This window comes from Streptomyces canus, assembly GCF_030816965.1.
Classification (GTDB): domain Bacteria; phylum Actinomycetota; class Actinomycetes; order Streptomycetales; family Streptomycetaceae; genus Streptomyces; species Streptomyces canus_E.
In genome coordinates this window covers 5,374,277-5,392,380 of sequence record NZ_JAUSYQ010000002.1, presented here as the reverse complement: position 1 = coordinate 5,392,380, position 18,104 = coordinate 5,374,277, and the positions used below count along the sequence as shown (strand labels likewise).

The 18,104-nt window shown below is 71.6% G+C and carries 11 protein-coding genes; 8 read left to right on the top strand and 3 right to left on the bottom strand.

Translation table 11 applies throughout. From position 1 onward, the window contains the following. Positions 1–44: 44 nt before the first annotated feature. Both QF027_RS25815 and QF027_RS25810 read right to left on the bottom strand, forming a co-directional pair. Positions 45–608: a hypothetical protein gene (locus QF027_RS25815; protein WP_307077348.1), complete on the bottom strand. Its 564-nt coding sequence runs from the start codon at positions 606–608 to the stop codon at positions 45–47. A 34-nt stretch (positions 609–642) separates the two neighbouring features. Continuing rightward, a complete protein-coding gene (locus QF027_RS25810) occupies positions 643–1,089 on the bottom strand; it encodes a hypothetical protein (RefSeq protein ID WP_307077346.1) in 447 nt (148 codons plus the stop codon). 453 nt (positions 1,090–1,542) lie between these two features. Between QF027_RS25810 and QF027_RS25805 the strand changes: the two genes are divergently transcribed. From QF027_RS25805 to QF027_RS25790, 4 genes are all read left to right on the top strand, one after another. Beyond that, on the top strand, positions 1,543–5,319 hold the full coding sequence (locus QF027_RS25805) for an nSTAND1 domain-containing NTPase (protein ID WP_307077344.1): 3,777 nt from the start codon (positions 1,543–1,545) through the stop codon (positions 5,317–5,319). A 157-nt stretch (positions 5,320–5,476) separates the two neighbouring features. Next, positions 5,477–6,922 (top strand): polysaccharide deacetylase family protein, encoded by a 1,446-nt coding sequence (locus QF027_RS25800; protein WP_307077342.1) that lies wholly within the window; start codon positions 5,477–5,479, stop codon positions 6,920–6,922. 57 nt (positions 6,923–6,979) lie between these two features. Then, on the top strand, positions 6,980–8,671 hold the full coding sequence (locus tag QF027_RS25795; protein ID WP_307077340.1) for a rhamnogalacturonan lyase B N-terminal domain-containing protein: 1,692 nt from the start codon (positions 6,980–6,982) through the stop codon (positions 8,669–8,671). Positions 8,672–8,762: 91 nt separating this feature from the next. Next, positions 8,763–12,167 (top strand): S8 family serine peptidase, encoded by a 3,405-nt coding sequence (locus QF027_RS25790; protein WP_307077338.1) that lies wholly within the window; start codon positions 8,763–8,765, stop codon positions 12,165–12,167. 166 nt (positions 12,168–12,333) lie between these two features. Here the strand turns inward: QF027_RS25790 and QF027_RS25785 are convergent, their stop codons facing one another. Continuing rightward, on the bottom strand, positions 12,334–14,028 hold the full coding sequence (locus tag QF027_RS25785) for an NAD-dependent malic enzyme (protein ID WP_307077336.1): 1,695 nt from the start codon (positions 14,026–14,028) through the stop codon (positions 12,334–12,336). 267 nt (positions 14,029–14,295) lie between these two features. Between QF027_RS25785 and QF027_RS25780 the strand changes: the two genes are divergently transcribed. The 4 genes from QF027_RS25780 to QF027_RS25765 all read left to right on the top strand — a co-directional run bounded on the left by QF027_RS25780 (position 14,296) and on the right by QF027_RS25765 (position 18,097). Beyond that, positions 14,296–15,138, top strand: a complete 843-nt coding sequence (locus tag QF027_RS25780; protein WP_307077334.1) for an SDR family oxidoreductase — start codon at positions 14,296–14,298, stop codon at positions 15,136–15,138. 43 nt (positions 15,139–15,181) lie between these two features. Continuing rightward, the gene (locus QF027_RS25775; protein ID WP_307077332.1) at positions 15,182–16,291 is read left to right on the top strand and encodes a class I mannose-6-phosphate isomerase; all 1,110 of its coding nucleotides are present in this window, start codon (positions 15,182–15,184) and stop codon (positions 16,289–16,291) included. Between the two features lie 70 nt (positions 16,292–16,361). Beyond that, a complete protein-coding gene (locus tag QF027_RS25770; RefSeq protein WP_307077330.1) occupies positions 16,362–17,234 on the top strand; it encodes an alpha/beta fold hydrolase in 873 nt (290 codons plus the stop codon). Then, entirely contained in the window at positions 17,231–18,097 is an 867-nt protein-coding gene (locus QF027_RS25765; RefSeq protein ID WP_307077328.1) for a sugar phosphate isomerase/epimerase family protein, read from the top strand. The genes QF027_RS25770 and QF027_RS25765 overlap by 4 nt, the downstream gene beginning before the upstream one ends. The last annotated feature ends 7 nt before the right edge of the window (positions 18,098–18,104 follow it).

The following is an 18,104-nucleotide window of genomic DNA, read 5'->3' as shown; positions in this document are numbered from 1 at the left end:
TGACGGGGCACGGGGCCGGAACTCTTCCAACCGGCCCCGCCCGCTCAAGGCTGCTGCCCGACATCCTTCACCGAGGTCGGCCCCAACTGCTTGGCGCTGGCGTACTCCGGCATCGTCATGGGCTTGTCGAACAGGAAGAACGACTGGTTCGTGCCGACCGTGAACTCCATGTACGCGCCCGTCGTGGCATCGAAACCGTAGTAGGCGTTGCAGGTGGAACCCGACGTGTACGTGCCGTCCATGCCGGGCTGTGCGAGGACCGCGACGCCGTTGGAGGAGGACTCCACCCTCTCCGTCGGAGTGAGCATCTTGCAGCGCGGCACCGGCAGGCCCTTCATGATGAAGTACCCGTACTCGCCCTTGGCGTTCTGGATGTAGACGTACGAGAGTTTGCCCCGCTTCCCCCACGTCCTGATCCACTGGTTGATCGCTTCGCGGGTCGGCGAGTACGCCATGCGGCCCGCCGGCTGCTGGGCCACGAGGTGGTCGTAGTTGTCCTGCTTGGCCTTGTTCTCCTTGTCCTGGCTGGAGTCGGTGCAGGACGTCAGGGCAAGGCCCACAACGAGTGCGGCAACGGTGGCCTGGGCCATGCGTGCGAACTTCTTCATGCGGTGCTGCCCTCTTCCCGGGATGAGACGGGGATCAGTTGGTGCACGTGGTGTGCTCGGCGGTGGCATCCAGCCGGTACGGCAGATCCTTGTCGCGGAAGGGTGCGCGGTGCTCCTGGGCGGCCTTCGAGTTGTAGGTGTTGACCGACTCGATCCGCGTGGCCTTCAGCGCGGTGATCGACTGGTCGATCTGCGTCGTGCGAGTTTCCGAAGCGACCTCCCGCTCCTCCTGGAGCGCCTGGATCGTCCCTTCGGCGTTCTGCACCGCCTCGCACAGATCGAAGAACTCCTCGTACGCGGTCTGACGGAACTCGCCCGAGCCGACGGTGTTCTCGCGCTTGTCCGCCTCACCGCGGAACGGGGCGGTGATCCACTCGGCACCGCCGAAGGCGAACACCCCGATCACGTACAACACCGCCAGGCCGATGACCCCGCTGACGGCCCAAGCCGCCAATCGTGCACCCTCGCGCACCTGCCCCACGGTCGTCCCCCTTCACCGGTGTCTCCAGCACACACTGCATCTGCAATGAAGACCGGGCTTGCGCGTACCGGACCCGAATCGTTGGTCGCACGCGAGGCACTTGACTCCGGTGGAGGCCGGTCGTGGGTGCTGCCCGCAGCTGATGTCGGATGCTAGGACGAGCGTCCGGGACCGGTCCCCGATCCGCTCCATGTGATCTCGCAAACCAGTGCGGGGACCGGCATCCACGTGCAGTCGCGACGCCCTCCTCAGTCGACCTACGCGTCGACGAGCCCCGAGCACGGAGAAGGCGACGCAGTCACGGCACTCGTCCCCCTCACGGCGTCGGGCCATGGCGTGCCCTTCAGGGTGAACCCGTGGGCAGCCTCACAGGGGCCAGGATTGCGAGGGAATCGGAAAAAAACGTACCTTGACCGCCTGCTGTCCGGGTTCACCAGGTGAAAGGTACTTTCGGTGGGACGTCGCGAAAAGCCGGTCGACCCGGACGCCGGTCCCGTACAACGGCTCGCGCACGACCTCCGTGTCCTGCGGGAGAAGGCGGGGAAGCCGCCGTACAGGGAGATGGCCGAGCGGTCGGGATACTCGCTCACCGCGATGTCCCAGGCGGCGGCCGGAGATCGGCTGCCCTCACCGGCGGTGGTGCGGGCGTACGCCGAGGCACTGGATGCCGACCCGGACGAATGGGAACGGCGCTGGCGGGAGGCGGACGCCGAGGTCCGGGCGCCTGCGCCGGACGAGAGGCCGCCGTACCGGGGGCTGGCCCGCTTCGAGCCGGACGACAGTGACCTGTTCTTCGGCCGGGAGGCTCTCGTCACCGACCTGATGGAGTTGGTGCGCGAGCACCGGTTCGCGGCGGTGTTCGGGGCATCCGGCAGTGGCAAGTCGTCGCTGCTGCGGGCAGGGCTGATTCCGAGACTGCGGCAGGCGGAAGGTGCCGAGCGGCCGGCGGTGATCCGTGTGCTCACCCCCGGTGAGCGGCCGGCCCGCACGCACGAGAAGGCGTTCCTCCCCCGCGACGGCGACGGGGAGACCTGGGTGATCGTCGATCAGTTCGAGGAGCTGTTCACCCTGTGCCGCGACCGTGCGGAACGGGACCGGTTCCTGGATCTGCTGCTCGCGGCCCGCCGGCCGGAGAGCCGACTGCGCGTGCTGGTCGCGGTGCGCGGCGACTTCTACGGCCACTGCGCCGATCACCGTGAGCTGGCAGAGACCGTCTGCCGGGCCGCTCTGCTGGTCGGGCCGATGAGCCGGGACGAGCTGCGCGAGGTGATCACCGGACCGGCCGCCTCCGTCGGCCTGAACGTGGAGCGCGCTCTCACCGCCCGCATCCTCGACGAGGTCATGGACCAGCCGGGCGCGCTGCCCATGCTCTCCCACGCACTACTGGAGACCTGGCACCGCCGCCGCGGTCGGTTGCTGACCCTGGCTGCCTACGAGGAGACGGGCGGCGCACGCGGCGCGATCGCCGCCACCGCGGAGGAGGCGTACGGGGCGCTGCCGGCGGAGCAGGGCAGGGCGGCCCGACGCATCCTGCTGCGGCTCATCACGCCCGGCGACAACACGGCCGACACCCGTCGTCCGGCGTCCCGCGCCGAGCTGGGCAACGGTGTGCAGGAGGTGCTGGAACGTCTCGTCGCCGCCCGTCTGGTCACCCTGGACGGCGACACGGTGGAACTCGCGCACGAGGCGCTGATCACCGGCTGGCCGCGGCTGGCCGGCTGGATCGAGGAGGGCCGGGAGCGGCTGCGCGAGCAGCGTCGGCTCGGTGAGGCGGCGCGCGGCTGGGAGGAGCTGGCACACGACCCCGGCGCACTGTACCGGGGCACGCGGCTGACCCGGGCCGAGGAACTGTTCGCCCGGCAGGAGAACGACGGCCAGCGGGCACGAGAAGACGATCTGACCGGGCCGGAACGAGCCTTCCTCACCGCTTCCCTCGCCGCCCGGGACGCCGAGCGGGAGACCGCGACCCGCTCCGTGCGGCGGACACGTTCCCTGACCGTCGGCCTGTCCGTGTTCCTCGTGCTGGCGCTGGCCGCCGGCCTGGTCGCCTGGCAGCGCAATGAGGTGAGCCAGGAGGAGACCGCCAAGGCCACCGCCCGCCGCCTGGCCACCGTGGCCGGCAGTCTGCGCTCCACCGATCCCCGTACCGCCGCCCTGCTCGGGGTGGCGGCATGGAAGACCGCCCCGCTCACCGAGTCCCGCTCGGCGCTGCTGGGTGCCCTGGCGCAGCCGGAACGGGACGCCTTCACCGACCCCCAGGCGGGCAAGGGCGTCAGGCGTTTCCTCTCCGACGGCGGCCGGACGCTGGTCAGTGTCGAGGGCTCCGCGGTGACTGCCCGGAACGTGGCCGACCACAAGGTCACCGCCACTTACCGCCTGCCGAGCGGCACCGAGGTGGCCGACGTCGGGCCCCGCTCCCGGTATCTCGACGTCATCGGGCCGGACGCGGGCGAGAAGGTGTGGAACCTTCCGCGGGGCAGGTCCGAAGCCGAACTGGGCGACGCGTCGCTCCAGGGCAGCGCGCCCGACGGGAGCGCTTATCTCGTCGCGCCGCCGGACGGTCCGGGCACGGTCCGGCTGCGCCGGACGGACGACGGCAAGGTCCTCTTCACCACCGGCCTCGGGCGCACGCTCGCCTCGGCGGCCGTCGGCCCCGGTGGACGCCTGCTCGCCCTCTGTCCCGCCGAAGGGCCGCTCCAGCTGTGGGACACGGCCGGCCGCAAGCGGCTGCCGGGTGCCTGGGAGAAGGCGGACAGGACCGTGTGCGGCACCGGCTCCGGCGCGGACGGCGGTGCACGCCTGCTGCGGTTCAGCGCGGACGGCAGACGGCTGGCCGCCGCCTCCGGCACGAGGGCCCTGGCCTGGGACATCCGCAGCGGACGCACGCTCGCCGACTTCGCCGGTGACGGGATCACCGGCTTCACCCAGGCCGCTCTCTCGCGCGACGGCGAGTTCCTCGCCACGGCGGACGACCACGAACTCGCCGTGTGGCGACTGTCCACCGGCGGTACGCAGGTGTTCCACCGGCAGCTGTCCAAGGACGAGGCCGTTGGGCTGACCTGGGACCTGGGCACGCCTCGCCTCCTGCGCTACCTGGACGGTGCCACAGTCCACACCTTCGACCTGACCGACCGTCTCACCCCGCCATGGCAGAGCACTCCGGCCGACGCGAGCGCGCTCAGCCCGGACGGCACCGCCCTGGCCATCGTCACCGGGTCCGGCGGCGGCTACCGTTTCGAGCTGCGTTCGACGCTCCCCCACTCCCGGCTTCGCTCGAGCGGGGGAACCCCCATGGGCGCGGTCCTCGCCCGCGCAGCGCTCGGCACACTGCCGAGCGTGTCCGATACGGACGTCCCCCTGCTGGCCTTCAGCCCGGACGGGGGATCGCTGGCCGTCGCCGACACCGTGTCCTCGCACGGCTCCCTGCGGCTGCGCTTCACCGTGTGGGACGTGAGGGCGCACCGGGTGCGTACGGTCCTCGACACGTCCGGCGCCGCCGACCGTCCGGTCACCGCCCTGGCCCTGGGTCCCGGCGGCCGCACGCTGCTGGCGGCCCGCGCCGCCCCCGACGTCTCCACCACGGAGGTCTGGGACACCCGCGCCCACCGGCGGTCGGGGACCGTGCGCGGTCTGTCCGGGGCGGCCCTGGCCGTGCGACCCGACGGGGATCTGCTCGTGACCTCCGACGACCAGTACGCCGATCCGAGGGCCGGGAAGGTCTCCGGGCGCGCGCTCGCCGACGGCCGCCAGGTGACCGCGCTGGCGTTCAGTCCCGACGGCACCCGGCTCGCCGTCGGCGACTCCACCGGGCACGTCACCCTGTGGGACGGCGATGTCCGTCACCGTGCGGGTGCACTGACCGGCACCTCCGACACGGCCTCCCAGGGCGAGCCGGAGGCGGTGGGGGCGCTCGCCTTCTCCGCGGACGGCGGCACGCTGGCGGTGGGCGGCGCGAACGGAACCCTGCGGCTGTGGGACACCGCGACCCAGCAACCGCTCGGGACGGACCTGCCCACGCCCGGCGACGGGATCCGCTCCCTCGCCTTCGCCGAGGACGGCGGGACGGTCTACGCCGGCGGCCCCGACGTACTGCTCCAGCGTTTCGCCATCGCCCCGGACCGGGCCGTCCGCACCATCTGCGCCCGGACCGGTGGCGGGCTGACCGAGGCGCAGTGGCGGACCTACGTCCCTGACGCGCCGTACGAGAACGTGTGCGCCAAAAGCGACTGAAGCCACTGAAACCGGACGAACCACCTGGGGACCGGATTGTTCAGGGTGGCCTCGCGGGTCGCTGAAAAACGCCTCTGACCTGGACGATCAGTGACCAGAACGACCGCGGCGTCCCGTCGGCGGCGTCCGCACATCCCCTCAGTCAGGTTCTGGTCTCATGCGCACTCACGTCCTCGTCCCCTCGCTCCTCCTGCTCGGCTCCCTCTCCCTCACGGCGGCCTGCTCGTCCGGATCGGACGGCTCCTCGGGTGTGGCGGGCGCCGACGCCCGACACGGATCCGCCGCCACTCCCTCACCGGTCCGCAGCATCGATCCTTCCAAGATCGAGGACCTGCGGATCGTCAGCGACAGCAGCGAGCAGAGTTCCTGCCCCTTCGCCGCGAGCTATCCGGACGTGCCCGGTGCGGAGGCGATGACGGCCGCGATGAAGAAGGACGTGGAGGAGCGCCTGTCCGGCTTCCGCTCGGACACGTGCGGGGGCGGTTCGGACAGCCCGGAGGGCCGCGAGCTCAACATCAGCCATCAGTTCCTGGTCGCCTCCGGGGACGTCCTCGGTGTCCGGCTCACCACGCTGGACCACGCCGCCGCCGGGTCGGGCCTGTCGAGCAGGACGTACTGGTACGACGGCCAGGCCGGCGCGTACCGCACGGCCCTCGGGCTCGTCGCCGGAAACTCCCGGGAAGCCTTCCTCGCCGCCCTGAAGGACCGGCTCAAGGGGCGCGAAGGCGTCGACACCGCTGCCCTCGACGACACCTTCTCCGACCCGGCCTCCCGCACCACCGTCCTGGACGACATGGCCTTCACCGCCGACGGCGGGCTGCGGGTGACCTTCGACCGCGGTGACGTGGGCGTCCCGGCGGCCGGGGCCTACACGGTGGTCCTCTCCAGGGGGACGGTCACCCCCTGGCTGTCCGCGTTCGGAAGGCGTGTCCAGCGGCAGACGGTGACGCCCAGCCGTTCGCTCGACCTGGGTGCGACCCACACCTCCACGCCGACCGCCGCCGCCCCCACCGCCTCCGGCGACGACGACACCGACTGCAAGAAGGTCACGTGCATCGCGGTGACCTTCGACGACGGGCCGGCGGCGCCGGAGACCGCGACCCTGCTGACCTACCTGGCGCAGTACAGGGCGCGCGCCACCTTCTTCACCGTCGGCCAGAACGTCGCCGCCCACCCCGACCTGGTCCGCGCCGAGGCACGCGCCGGACACGAGGTCGGCAACCACTCTTGGAACCATCCCGACCTCACCAAGCTCACCTCCGAGCAGATCACCTACCAGCTGAGCCGCACCAGCGCCGCCATCAAGGCCGCCACCGGCGAGGCCCCCACCCTCTTCCGCCCGCCCTACGGCGCCGTCAACGCCCAGGTGAAGGCCGCGACCACGCTCTCCCCCGTGCTGTGGGACGTGGACACCGAGGACTGGAAGTACCCCGACGCCGACAAGGTCGCCCAGACCGTCATCGCCAAGGCGCGGCGCAACAGCGTCGTCCTGATGCACGACATCCACCCCACCTCGGTCGCCGCGGTCCCGCAGATCCTGCGCACGCTGACCGCCCGCGGCTACCACTTCGTCACGGTCAGCCACCTGCGCGCCACCCTCTGAGCGCACCACACCCTCATCCCGTACGCCCAAACCCCCGTACGCACGAACGGAACACCCATGCCCCAGCACGCTCGCCGACACCTGACCCGACGCACCGTCCTGCGCAGAACCGCCGTCGGCGGCCTCGCCCTCGCCGGGGGCGCCGCGATCGCCGGACCGCTCGTCTCGGGCGCCGACGCGGCCACCTCGACCTTCGGCTACCGCGACGACGGGAACGCGTACGTGGTCGGTACCGGCGCCGACCTGGTCTTCAAGGTCGACCACCGCAACGGCGACCTGACCTCGCTGGTGTACAAGGGCACCGAGTACCAGGGCTACGGCGGCAAGAACTCGCACGTCGAGACGGGCCTGGGGACGTCGTCCGTGAGCATCCGCAGGACCGGCGACACGATCCTGATCACGGTCGTGCACGGCACGATGCACCACTACTACGCCGCCCGCCGCGGCGAGAACAACGTCTACATGTGGACGAACAAGGCGGACGCCTCCATCACCGCCACCCGCTACATCGTCCGCGTCCGGCCCGGCCTGTTCCCCAACAACCTTCCCGACTCCTGGGACGCCCGCACCGACACCGTGATCGAGGCACAGGACGTCCGCCGCAAGCCGAACGGCACCACCCGCTCCAAGCACTACTCCAACCAGCGCGTCATCGACTACGACCACGTCGGCTGGAGCGACGGCAAGGTCGGCATGTGGATGGTGCGCAGCAACCACGAGAAGGCGTCCGGCGGACCGTTCTACCGCTCGCTCATGCGCCACCACTACGAGGACGGCGCCGGCCTGTACGAGATCCTCTACTACGGCGAGAACCAGACCGAGCCGATGCGCTTCGGCCTGCAGGGTCCGTACGTCCTGGCCTTCACCGACGGCGGACAGCCCGCTGCCTCGCTGCGCCACGACCGTGTCGACACCTCCTGGGCCGACGGCCTGGGACTGGCCGGCTGGGTCGGCCGCAGCGGTCGCGGCCGGGTCGCGGGGGTCGGCATCGCCGGGCGGGACACGGCGTACGCCTACACCGTCGGCTTCGCGAACGCCGAGGCGCAGTACTGGACCGAGGTCGACCCGGCCACCGGGCGTTTCCTGTCCCCGTACATGCTGCCCGGCACCTACACGCTCACCGTCTACAAGGAAGAACTGGCGGTGCACACCACGAGGGTCACGGTCACCGCCGGGCGGACGGCCCCGCTGCACACCCTGACGATCGGCGCCGACCCGAGCAGGAAGCAGGCGATCTGGCGCATCGGCGACTTCAGCGGCACACCGCGCGGCTTCAAGAACGCCTCGCTGATGACCACCATGCACCCCTCCGACGCACGGGCCAGGCCCTGGACCGGCGCCGTCTTCACGGTGGGTGCCTCGCGGACCGACGACTTCCCCTGCTACCAGTGGGCGGACGTCAACGACCGCCAGAAGATCCGCTTCAGGCTCACCGCCCAGCAGCTGGCCTCGGGCCACACCCTCAACATCGCCATCACCACGGCGTTCGCGAACGGCAGGCCGCGCGTCCGGGTCAACGACTGGGTCTCGGCCGTCCCCGCGCCGGCCAAGGAGCCGACGACCCGGTCACTGACCGTGGGCTCCTACCGGGGCAACAACCACACCTACAGCTACGCCGTCCCGGCGAGCGCCTGGGTCAAGTCCCCTGACGCCTACCAGGAGCTGACTCTCGACATCGTCAGCGGATCCGGCGGCAGTGCCTACCTCAGCCCCGGCGTGTCGTACGACGTGATCGAGCTCCTGCCCTGAGTGACCAGGGCGGCAGGAACTCCGCTCAGCAGCACCTCTATTGACGATTCATCAGATTCCGGCACGGAGCCGGACACCGAAGGAGTATGCGTTGCTGCCCAAGTCAGTCAGGTGGGGGATGCTCCCCGCCGTCGCAGGCGTGGTGACCGTCGCGGTCGCCGTGTCGGGGCCGGTCGCCGAGGCCGCCGGCCCGGCCGCGACGTCGGCCCAGCGGCATGCGGGGACAGGGAAGGAGGCGGCCAGAACGGTCACCCTCGTCACCGGAGACCGGGTCACCCTGCGCACCCGGGCCGGCGGCGGCAGCCCCTCCGTGTCCGTGCTGCCCGGCAAGGGCCGGGAGGACATGGGCTTCCGCGTGGAGCACACCCGTCGTGCCGGGAAGCAGCACATCAGCGTGGTCCCCGCCGACGCCGAACGCCTGCTGTCCGCCGGTACGTTGGACGCGCGGCTGTTCGACGTCACGGAGCTGGTCCGCATCGGCCGGGACGACGCGCACTCGCGCTCACTGCCGTTGATCGTCGCCGGGCGGCGCGGCCGGGCACCCGCTCTCTCCGCCCTCACCGCTCACGGCGCCGGGCTCGGCCGCACCCTGAGCGCCTTGAACGGCAGTACGCTCACCCAGCCCAAGGACGGCACCGGCGGCCTGTGGCAGTCGCTGCTCAAGGGCACGTTGTCCGACCGCGTCAGCAAGCTCTGGCTGGACGGCAGGGCGAAGGTCCTGGACGACGAGAGCAACAAGATCATCGGTGCCCCCACCGCCTGGAAGTCCGGTGTCACCGGCAAGAACGTCCTGATCGCCGACCTGGACACCGGTATCGACGCCGGCCACCCGGACTTCAAGGGCCGCATCGCCGGCACCAAGGACTTCACCGGCACCGGCATGAAGGACGGTTACGGCCACGGCACCCACACCGCCTCCACCATCGCCGGCACGGGCGCGGCCTCCCACGGCACGTACGCGGGAGTCGCGCCGGGCGCCAGGCTGCTCATCGGCAAGGTCTGCGACGACAACGGCGAGTGCCCCGACAGCGAGATCATCGCGGGCATGGAGTGGGCCGCGGCCCAGCACGCCGTCGCCGTCAACCTGAGCCTCGGCGACACGGCCACCGACGGCACCGACCCGGTGTCCACCGCCCTGAACCGGATCACCGCGCAGACCGGCACCCTGTTCGTGGTGGCCGCGGGCAACGAGGGCGGACCGACGGGCAACGGCGTCGACGGCACCGTGGGGAGCCCCGGCAGCGCGGATGCCGCGCTCACCGTCGGCAGCAGCACCAAGCGCGACACCCTCAGCGACTTCTCCAGCCAGGGCCCCCGGCTCGGCGACGACGCCGTCAAACCCGACCTGGTGGCGCCGGGCGAGGACATCGTCGGCGCCCGCGCCGACGGCACCAACATGGACGCCCCGGTGGAAAACCCGCGCTACGAGCAGGCGTCCGGCACCTCCATGGCCACCCCGCACGTCACCGGCGCGGTGGCCCTGCTTGCCCAGGCCCACCCCACCTGGAAGGCCGCCGACTTCAAGCAGGCCCTCACCTCCTCCACGCACGGCCTGAAGAACCTGACCGCCTTCCAGCAGGGCTCCGGCCGCCTCGACGTCGTGCGCGCGCTGAGGCAGAAGGTGTACGCCACCTCCGGAGCCGCGAACCTGGGCCTGTTCGCCTGGCCGCACGCCGGCACCACCGCCGCCCGGCAGGTCACCTACCGCAACGACGGCGACGAACCGGTCACCCTCAAGCTCGCCCTGGACGTGTACGGTCCCGGCGGCAAGCCGGCCCCGGCGGGCATCTTCTCCCTGGGCGCCACCGGCCTCACCGTCCCCGCCCACGGCACCGCGACCGCGACCGTCACCGGCCGCACCACGAAGGCCCAGGTCGGCCGCTTCGGCGGCGCCGTGGTCGCCACCGCCGGGACCACCACGGTACGTACCGCGGTCGGCCTCTTCGCCGAACCCGCACGCCACACGCTGACCATCACCGGCCTCAACCACGAGGGCAGGCCCGCCGCGGGCACGCTGCTGACGGTCTTCGGCCCGCGCACCGGCATCCAGCAGGAGGTCAAGCTGGGCCCCGACGGCACGTTCCGGCTGCGGCTGCCCGAGGACGACTACGACATCGTCGGCCTCGACGACAGCCTCGCCAGGACCGGCAGTTCCGGCACCACCACCGGCCCCCGGACCCTGCTCACCGCCACCGGCGTACGCACCGACCAGGACCGCTCCGTGACCCTCGACGGCCGCACGGCAGGCAAGGTCGGAGCCCGCACCGACCACCGGGACGCCACCGCCCTCTCCACCACGGCCACCGTCGAACTGGACCCCGTGCAGGGAGACGGCGTCTACGCCCTCACCGCTGTCGCCGGACGCAAGGCCACCCTGTACGCCACTCCCACCGCACAGGCCACCGGCCACCGCGTCACCTACGCCGCCTCCACCACCCTCACGGGCACGGACGCGGGCCACGCCTACCGCTACTCCCTGCGCACCTCCCACAACGGGGGCGTCCCCGCAGGCACCGACCCCGTCGTCCACAACCGGCAACTGGCCACCGTGCACGCCACCTACGCCTCCCAGGGCGGCAGGCGGGCGGTCGCCGTGCGCTCTGACGAGCCCTCGACCAACGACTACCAGATGCCGTTCATACCGACCCTGCGCACGACGCTGCCGAGCCGGGTGACCGAGTACTACTCTCCCGGACTCACCTGGACCCACACCCTGGACCTCTTCGGCAGCACGCAGCCCCTGCCCGACGGCAGCCTCCCCGACCACGACACGACCACCGCGGTCCGCCGCTACCAGGCCGGCCACACCTACCGCACCGACTGGAACCGGGCTCCTGTCGGCCCCGCCGTCTACAGCCCCACCCGCGAAGGCGACGACCTGTACCTGGACCTCGCGCCCTACGCGGCCGCCGGCACCGGGCAGCAGTCCGACGAGTCCTACGCGACCGGGGAACTGGACGGAGAGGTGGTGCTCTCGTCCGGCGGACGGGTGATCGACCGATCCAGCCCCTTCCTGGTCGACATCACCACACCCACCGCCGGCAAGCGCCGCTACACCCTCACCGCGCACACCACCCGCACGGCGGACTGGACGGCACTGGGCACCCGCTCCTCGGTCACCTGGGGCTTCACCTCCGCACGCCCACGCGGCTCGGCGTCCTCGGTCCTGCCGCTGCTCACCGTGCGCGCCGGCGGAGCGGTCGACCTCACCGACTCAGCCCCCGCCGGCCGCGCCTTCCGCCTCCCCCTCACCGTGCGGCGCCCCGCGGGCGCCGAGCGGACCCCCGTGACCCGGCTGACCCTCCAGGTCTCCTACGACGACGGCCGCACCTGGAAGACCGTCCACGTCACCCGCCACGGCGCCACGGCCGACGCCCTCCTCCACCACCCGGGCCACGCCGGTTACACCTCCCTGCGCATCGCCGCCGCGGACAAGGCGGGCAACACCGTCACCCAGACCGTCATACGGGCCTATCGCATCGCCACGGCCCACTGACCCACTCTCGCCGGGCACCGGCGAAAGCTCCCGGTTCCGGACACCCGGAGCCGGGAGCTTCCCGTGGGCACGGCTTCGTCGATCTCCGGGTGGATCACCTCGGCCGGCGCCGCCGCCGAGGTGATCACGGGCAGGTCCGCGTCGCGGCGTACGCTGCCTCGTCCCGTCAGGCGTACTCGGGCTGCCACATGGCGTCCTGGACCTGCTGAATCACGTCGTCGAGGCGGGTCCTGGCGACGCCCTCCTCGGCGGCGCGGCGGGCGACGGCCGCGGCGACCACGGCCGAGGAGGTGCGCAGGTTCCCCACCTCCGGCAGCAGGGGGGCGCCGGACTCCGACAGGTCGGCGAGGCCGGCGACGGCTTCCGCCGCGGCCTGGAGCATGCCGTCGGTGATCCGCTCGGCGCGGGCCACCACGGCGCCCAGCCCCAGCCCCGGGTAGAGGAGGGCGTTGTTGGCCTGGCCGATGACGTACGTGGTGCCGTCCAGCTCCACCGGAGGTACCGGGATGCCGGTGGCGATCAGGGCCTTGCCGCCGGTCCATCGGAGCACGTCCTGCGGCATGGCCTCGATCTTCTCCGTAGGGTTGGACAGCGGCAGGACGACCGGCCGGTCCACGTGGCGGGCCATGGAACGCACCACGTCCTCGGTGAAGGCCCCGTGCTGGGTGGAGGTCCCCACCAGCACGGTCGGGTGTGCCCGGTCCACCACGCCCGGCAGGTCGGCCGGGCTGTCGTCGGGCCACTCGTCGTCGGGGCGCGCGTACGGCCGCTGGTAGTCGCGGAGTCCCTCGGTGGACTGCCGCAGCAGGCCCTGGCGGTCCACGCACCAGATGCGGCGGGTGGCCTCCTCCCGTTCCAGTCCGTCGCGGACCATGGCGTCGCGCAGCTGGTCGGCGATGCCCACGCCCGCTGTCCCGGCGCCGAAGACCACGATCCGCTGGTCTCGCATGGGCGTGCCGGTGACCCGTACCGCGTTCATGACGCAGGCCAGTGTGATCGCGCCGGTGCCCTGCATGTCGTCGTTGAACGTGCAGATCTTCTCGCCGTACCGCTGGAGGATGCGGCGGCCGTTGCCCGGGCCGAAGTCCTCCCAGTGCAGCAGCGCGTGCGGGAACAGCTCGCCCACCGCCTCCACGAAGGCGGCGACGAACGAGTCGTACGCCTCGCCGCGCACCCTGTTGTGCCGGTTGCCTGCGTACAGCGGGTCGTTGAGCAGCTCCTGGTTCCCGGTGCCGACGTCGAGCATCACCGGAACGGCCCGCCCCGGGTGGATGCCCGCGGCGGCGGTGTAGACCGCCAGCTTGCCGACCGAGAGCTGCATGCCGCCGACGCCCCAGTCGCCGATGCCGAGGAGCTGCTCCGCATCGGTGGCCACCAGCAGGTCGACGTCGTCGGGGCCGAGGCCGAGCGCCTCGAACGCGGGGCGGATGTCCTGGGGGCGGTCGATGGAGAGGTAGACGCCGCGCGGGCGCCGGTATTCGTGGCTGTAGCGCTTGACCGCCTCGCCCACGGTGGGGTCGTACACGATCGGCAGCAGCTCGGTGAGGTGGTCGGTGAGCAACCGGAAGTAGAGGACCTCATTGCGGTCGTGGAGCTGCTCCAGGTACACGTTCTTCGCCAAGTCGTCCGGCTGCGAGCGCAGTTGCTCCCAGGCGCGGCGCGCCTGGAGCTCCAGCGAAAGCACGGCGGTCGGCAGCATCCCGACCAGGCCGTGGCGTTCCCGCTCCTCCTGGGTGAAGGCGATGCCCTTGTTGCTCAGCGGGTCCGCGAGCAGCGCGCGGCCGCTCGGTCCCTCACGGTCGGTGCGGCCTTTTCCCTCTCCCTTGTCGACGTGTTGTGCGCGGTTGCGGGGCGGGGTCATCGGGTCTCCTCATGTCGGGTGCGTGCCGTCGGGGCTTGTTTGTCCCCGCGCAGCCGGGTAACCCGCTCGCCGGGACAGGGGCACCGCCGCCCGTCCCTTTTTGCCGCTCCTTTGACGTGGCCGTCCCCTCAGGTCCGACGGCACCACCACCTCCGTCCCAGGGGGTTCGCTTCCCCGCTCGCTCGGGGTGCTCCGGCCAGGAGCGGGCAGGCACGAGCCCTGCCACACGACCGGACAACGCAAGGAAAGAGAACGAGGTAGGTCCCCATGAACAAGCCCGCACAGCAGCAACAGCCTCCGGGTACCGAAGCGGACCTGCGGCCCAAGGCCGACCACGGTGAGCACAGTTACCGCGGATCAGGCCGACTGGCAGGGAAGAAAGCCCTGATCACCGGTGGCGACAGCGGCATCGGCAAGGCCGTCGCGATCGCCTACGCCCGCGAGGGCGCCGATGTCCTCCTCTCGCACCTGAACGAGGAGGAGGACGACGCCCGCGACACGGCGCGCTGGGTGGAGGAGGCCGGCCGCGAGGCGGTCCTGGTGCCGGGCGACCTGTCCGATCCGGCCCACTGCCGGGAGGTGGTGGCCCGGGCCGTCGAGGCGTTCGGCCGCATCGACGTCCTGGTCAGCAACGCGGCGTTCCAGATGTTCCGTGACTCGATCGAGGAGATCCCCGACGAGGAGTGGGACCACACGCTGGCGACCAACCTCAGCGCCATGTTCCACCTCTGCAAGGCGGCGGTGCCGCACATGAAGTCGGGTGCGTCGATCATCGCGTCCACCTCGGTGAACTCCGACTCGCCGCCGCCTGGCCTGCTGGCGTACAACGCGACGAAGGCGGGCATCGCGAACATGGTCGGCTCCCTGTCCCAGTCGCTCGCCGAGCGGGGCATCCGGGTCAACAGCGTCGCCCCCGGCCCCATCTGGACGCCGCTGATCCCCGCCACGATGCCGCCCGAGCAGGTCGAGGACTTCGGCGGCCAGACACCGCTGGGACGGGCCGGGCAGCCGGCCGAACTCGCCCCGGTGTACGTCATGCTCGCCTCGGACGAGGCCGCGTACGTCTCGGGCGCGCGCATCGCCGTCACCGGCGGCCAGCCCATCCTCTGACGTTCACGTTCCCTGACAAGGCATCAGGAGCCAGGAGGGTTTTGTGGACTGGTACCCCTTGCGGCTGACCACCCCGGTCAAGCAGCACGTCTTCGGCGGCCGGGCCCTCAGCGAACGGCTGGGCCGCACCGGCCTGCCCGACGGCCCGGTCGCCGAGACCTGGGAGGTCAGCGATGTGGACGGCGAGGGAGCGCGGGTCACGGACGGCTCGCTGGCCGGACAGACGCTGCGCCGGCTGGTCGAGGATCATCCCGACGAACTCGTGGGGCGCGGGTGGCGCGGTCCGTGGTTCCCCGTGCTGACCAAGTTCATCGACGGCACGGGTGCCCTCCCGGTCCATCTGCACGCCGACGACGACACCGCACGCCGGCTGGAGGGCGAGCCCCACGGCAAGACCGAGGCGTGGCACATCCTCGACGCGGCCCCGGGAGCCACCGCCCTGGTGGGGACGAAGGCCGGTGTGGACCGGGAGACGCTGCACCGGGCCCTGCTCGCACAGGACTTCGACGCGGTCATGCGCCGGCTTCCGGTGCGGGCCGGGCAGACCGTCTACGTACCCGGCGGCACCCTGCACAGTTTCGGCCCCGGCACCCTGGTCTACGAGATCGAGCAGACCTCCGACATCCAGCAGCACGCCATGCGCCGGCACATGGAGGACGGCTCGGAACTGGACGACGGGGAGTGGCACACCAACCTCGGGCGGCTCCTCGACGAGTGGCGCCCCGGTCCACGCCCCGAGTTCCACTCCGGCCTGAGCGTCCGGGTCGACGACGCGGTGGAGCGCACCGTGCTGTGCGCCGGGCCGTACTTCGCCCTGGAGCAGTGGCGGGCGGGCACCGCGGCCCCCCTGGTGCACGACTTCTCCACCGCGCTGGTGGTCAGCAACGCCGGCGCCCCGGTCACCGTGGAGTCCGGTGGCCGCTCCGAGCGGCTCGGGCGCGCCCGCAGCCTGCTGCTGCCGGCCGCGCTGGGCCGCGTACGGATCCAGGGGCCCGCCGACGTCCTCCTCGGCTACCTGCCCGACCTGGAGCAGGACGTCCGCACGCCGCTGCTCGCGGCCGGGCACGGGGCCGCCGCCGTGGCCGCGCTCTGCGAGGGTCTGGCCCCGGGGCCGCCCGGGCCAGGCGCCGGGCGGCACGGGGACGGGCGCTGAGGGAACACCCCGGCACGCCACCGCTGACGCGGACACCGCATGGCGGAACACACCGCGTCGAAGGAGATCCATGGGCGACATCACCACCAGCGACGGCGTCACGATCCACTACGAGGAACAGGGCTCCGGCCCCCCTCTCGTCCTGATCCACGGCTGGGGCTTCAGTGGCCGCTTCTTCACCCGCAACGTGGACGCACTCGCCGAACACGCCCGCGTCGTCACCGTCGATCTGCGCGGTCACGGCGACTCCGGCAAACCCCGCCACGGCTACCGGGTGCCGAGGCTGGCCAAGGACCTGTTCGACCTCCTCGAAGCACTCGACCTGCGCGAGGTCACCGTCCTGGGCTGGTCACTGGGCTGCCCGGTCATCTGGAGCTATCTGGAACTGTTCGGCAGCCACCGCGTGGCCCGCGCGGTGTACGTCGAGCAGGCGCCCCGCCAGTACTACGCACCGGACTGGAAGCACGCCCACGCCACCTGTTACGACGAACCCTCCCTGGCCGCCCTGCGGACACAGCTCACCTGCGACACCCCGGCCTTCGACGAGGACCAGATCCGCACCGTCTTCGCCACCGAACCCACCCCGCCGGAAAGGGAGTTGCTCCTGGCCGAGATGGCCAAGTCGCCCCCGTACGCGCGCAACGCCCTGATGGCCGACCACACCCGCCACGACTGGCGCGACCTGTTGCCCACGATCCGGCTGCCCAGCCTGGTCCTGGTGGCACGTCAGGACCAGGTGTTCCCCTGGCAGGGCCCCGCCTGGGTCGGCGAGGCGCTCCCGGACGCCCGGACGGTCTTCTTCGAGCACAGCGGCCACGCGCTCTTCTTCGACGAGCCGGAGAAGTTCCACAGGACGGTCACCGGCTTCCTGACCGACAGCGGGAACGACGGCGCGAACGACAGCAGGAACGACGACAGCAACGACACGGACGTACTCGTATGAACAGCCCCACGCCTCCGTTCCCCTTCCCCTACGGCGTCAACCAGTTCACCACCATGCCCTGGTCCTTCGAGGAGGACCTGAAGCACTACGCCGACCTCGGTGTCGAAGCGATCGAGCTGTGCGAGGCCAAGCTCGACCACGACCGTGACCGCGCCAAGGCGCAACTCGCCTCGGTCGCCGGGGCGGGACTGCCGATCAGCTCGGTCCAGCCCCTCGTACGGACCGTGTTCCCCAGCGAGACCCAGCCCGAGCCCGCCGACCGGCGCGACCGTCTGGACCGCTTTCGCCGCAGCCTGGAGCTGATCGCACCGTTCGCCCCGGGCGCGGTCTTCGTCACCAACACCGGGCCGGCGCCCGACGGGAACCTGCACGAGGCGATCCGCCAGGTCGTCACCCATCACCGCGAACTGGCGGACATCGCCGCCGACCACGGTGCACGGATCGCGCTGGAGCCCCTCAACCCCGTCCTGCTCAACGCGGAGACCGCCATCTGGACCTACCGGCAGGCGCTCGACATCGTCCAGGAGGTCGACCGGGAGAACGTGGGCGTCTGCCTCGACCTGTGGAACCTGTGGCAGGACCCGGACCTCGTCCCCCGCCTCGCGGACGCTCCCGACCGCCTGTTCCTGCTCCAGGTCAGCGACTGGCGCACACCCCGCTCGCGGATGGACCGACGTGGCGTCGGCACCGGCGACATCCCGGTCGGCCAACTGCTGCACGCCGCCTACGACGTCGGCTACCGCGGCCCTTGCGTCCTGGAGATCTTCTCCGACAACGTGCCGGACTCGCTCTACGAGACGGACCTGGAGGATCTTCTGCGTACCAACCGGACGGCCCTCGAGTCGGCCTGGCGAACCGGCTGAGCGCGGG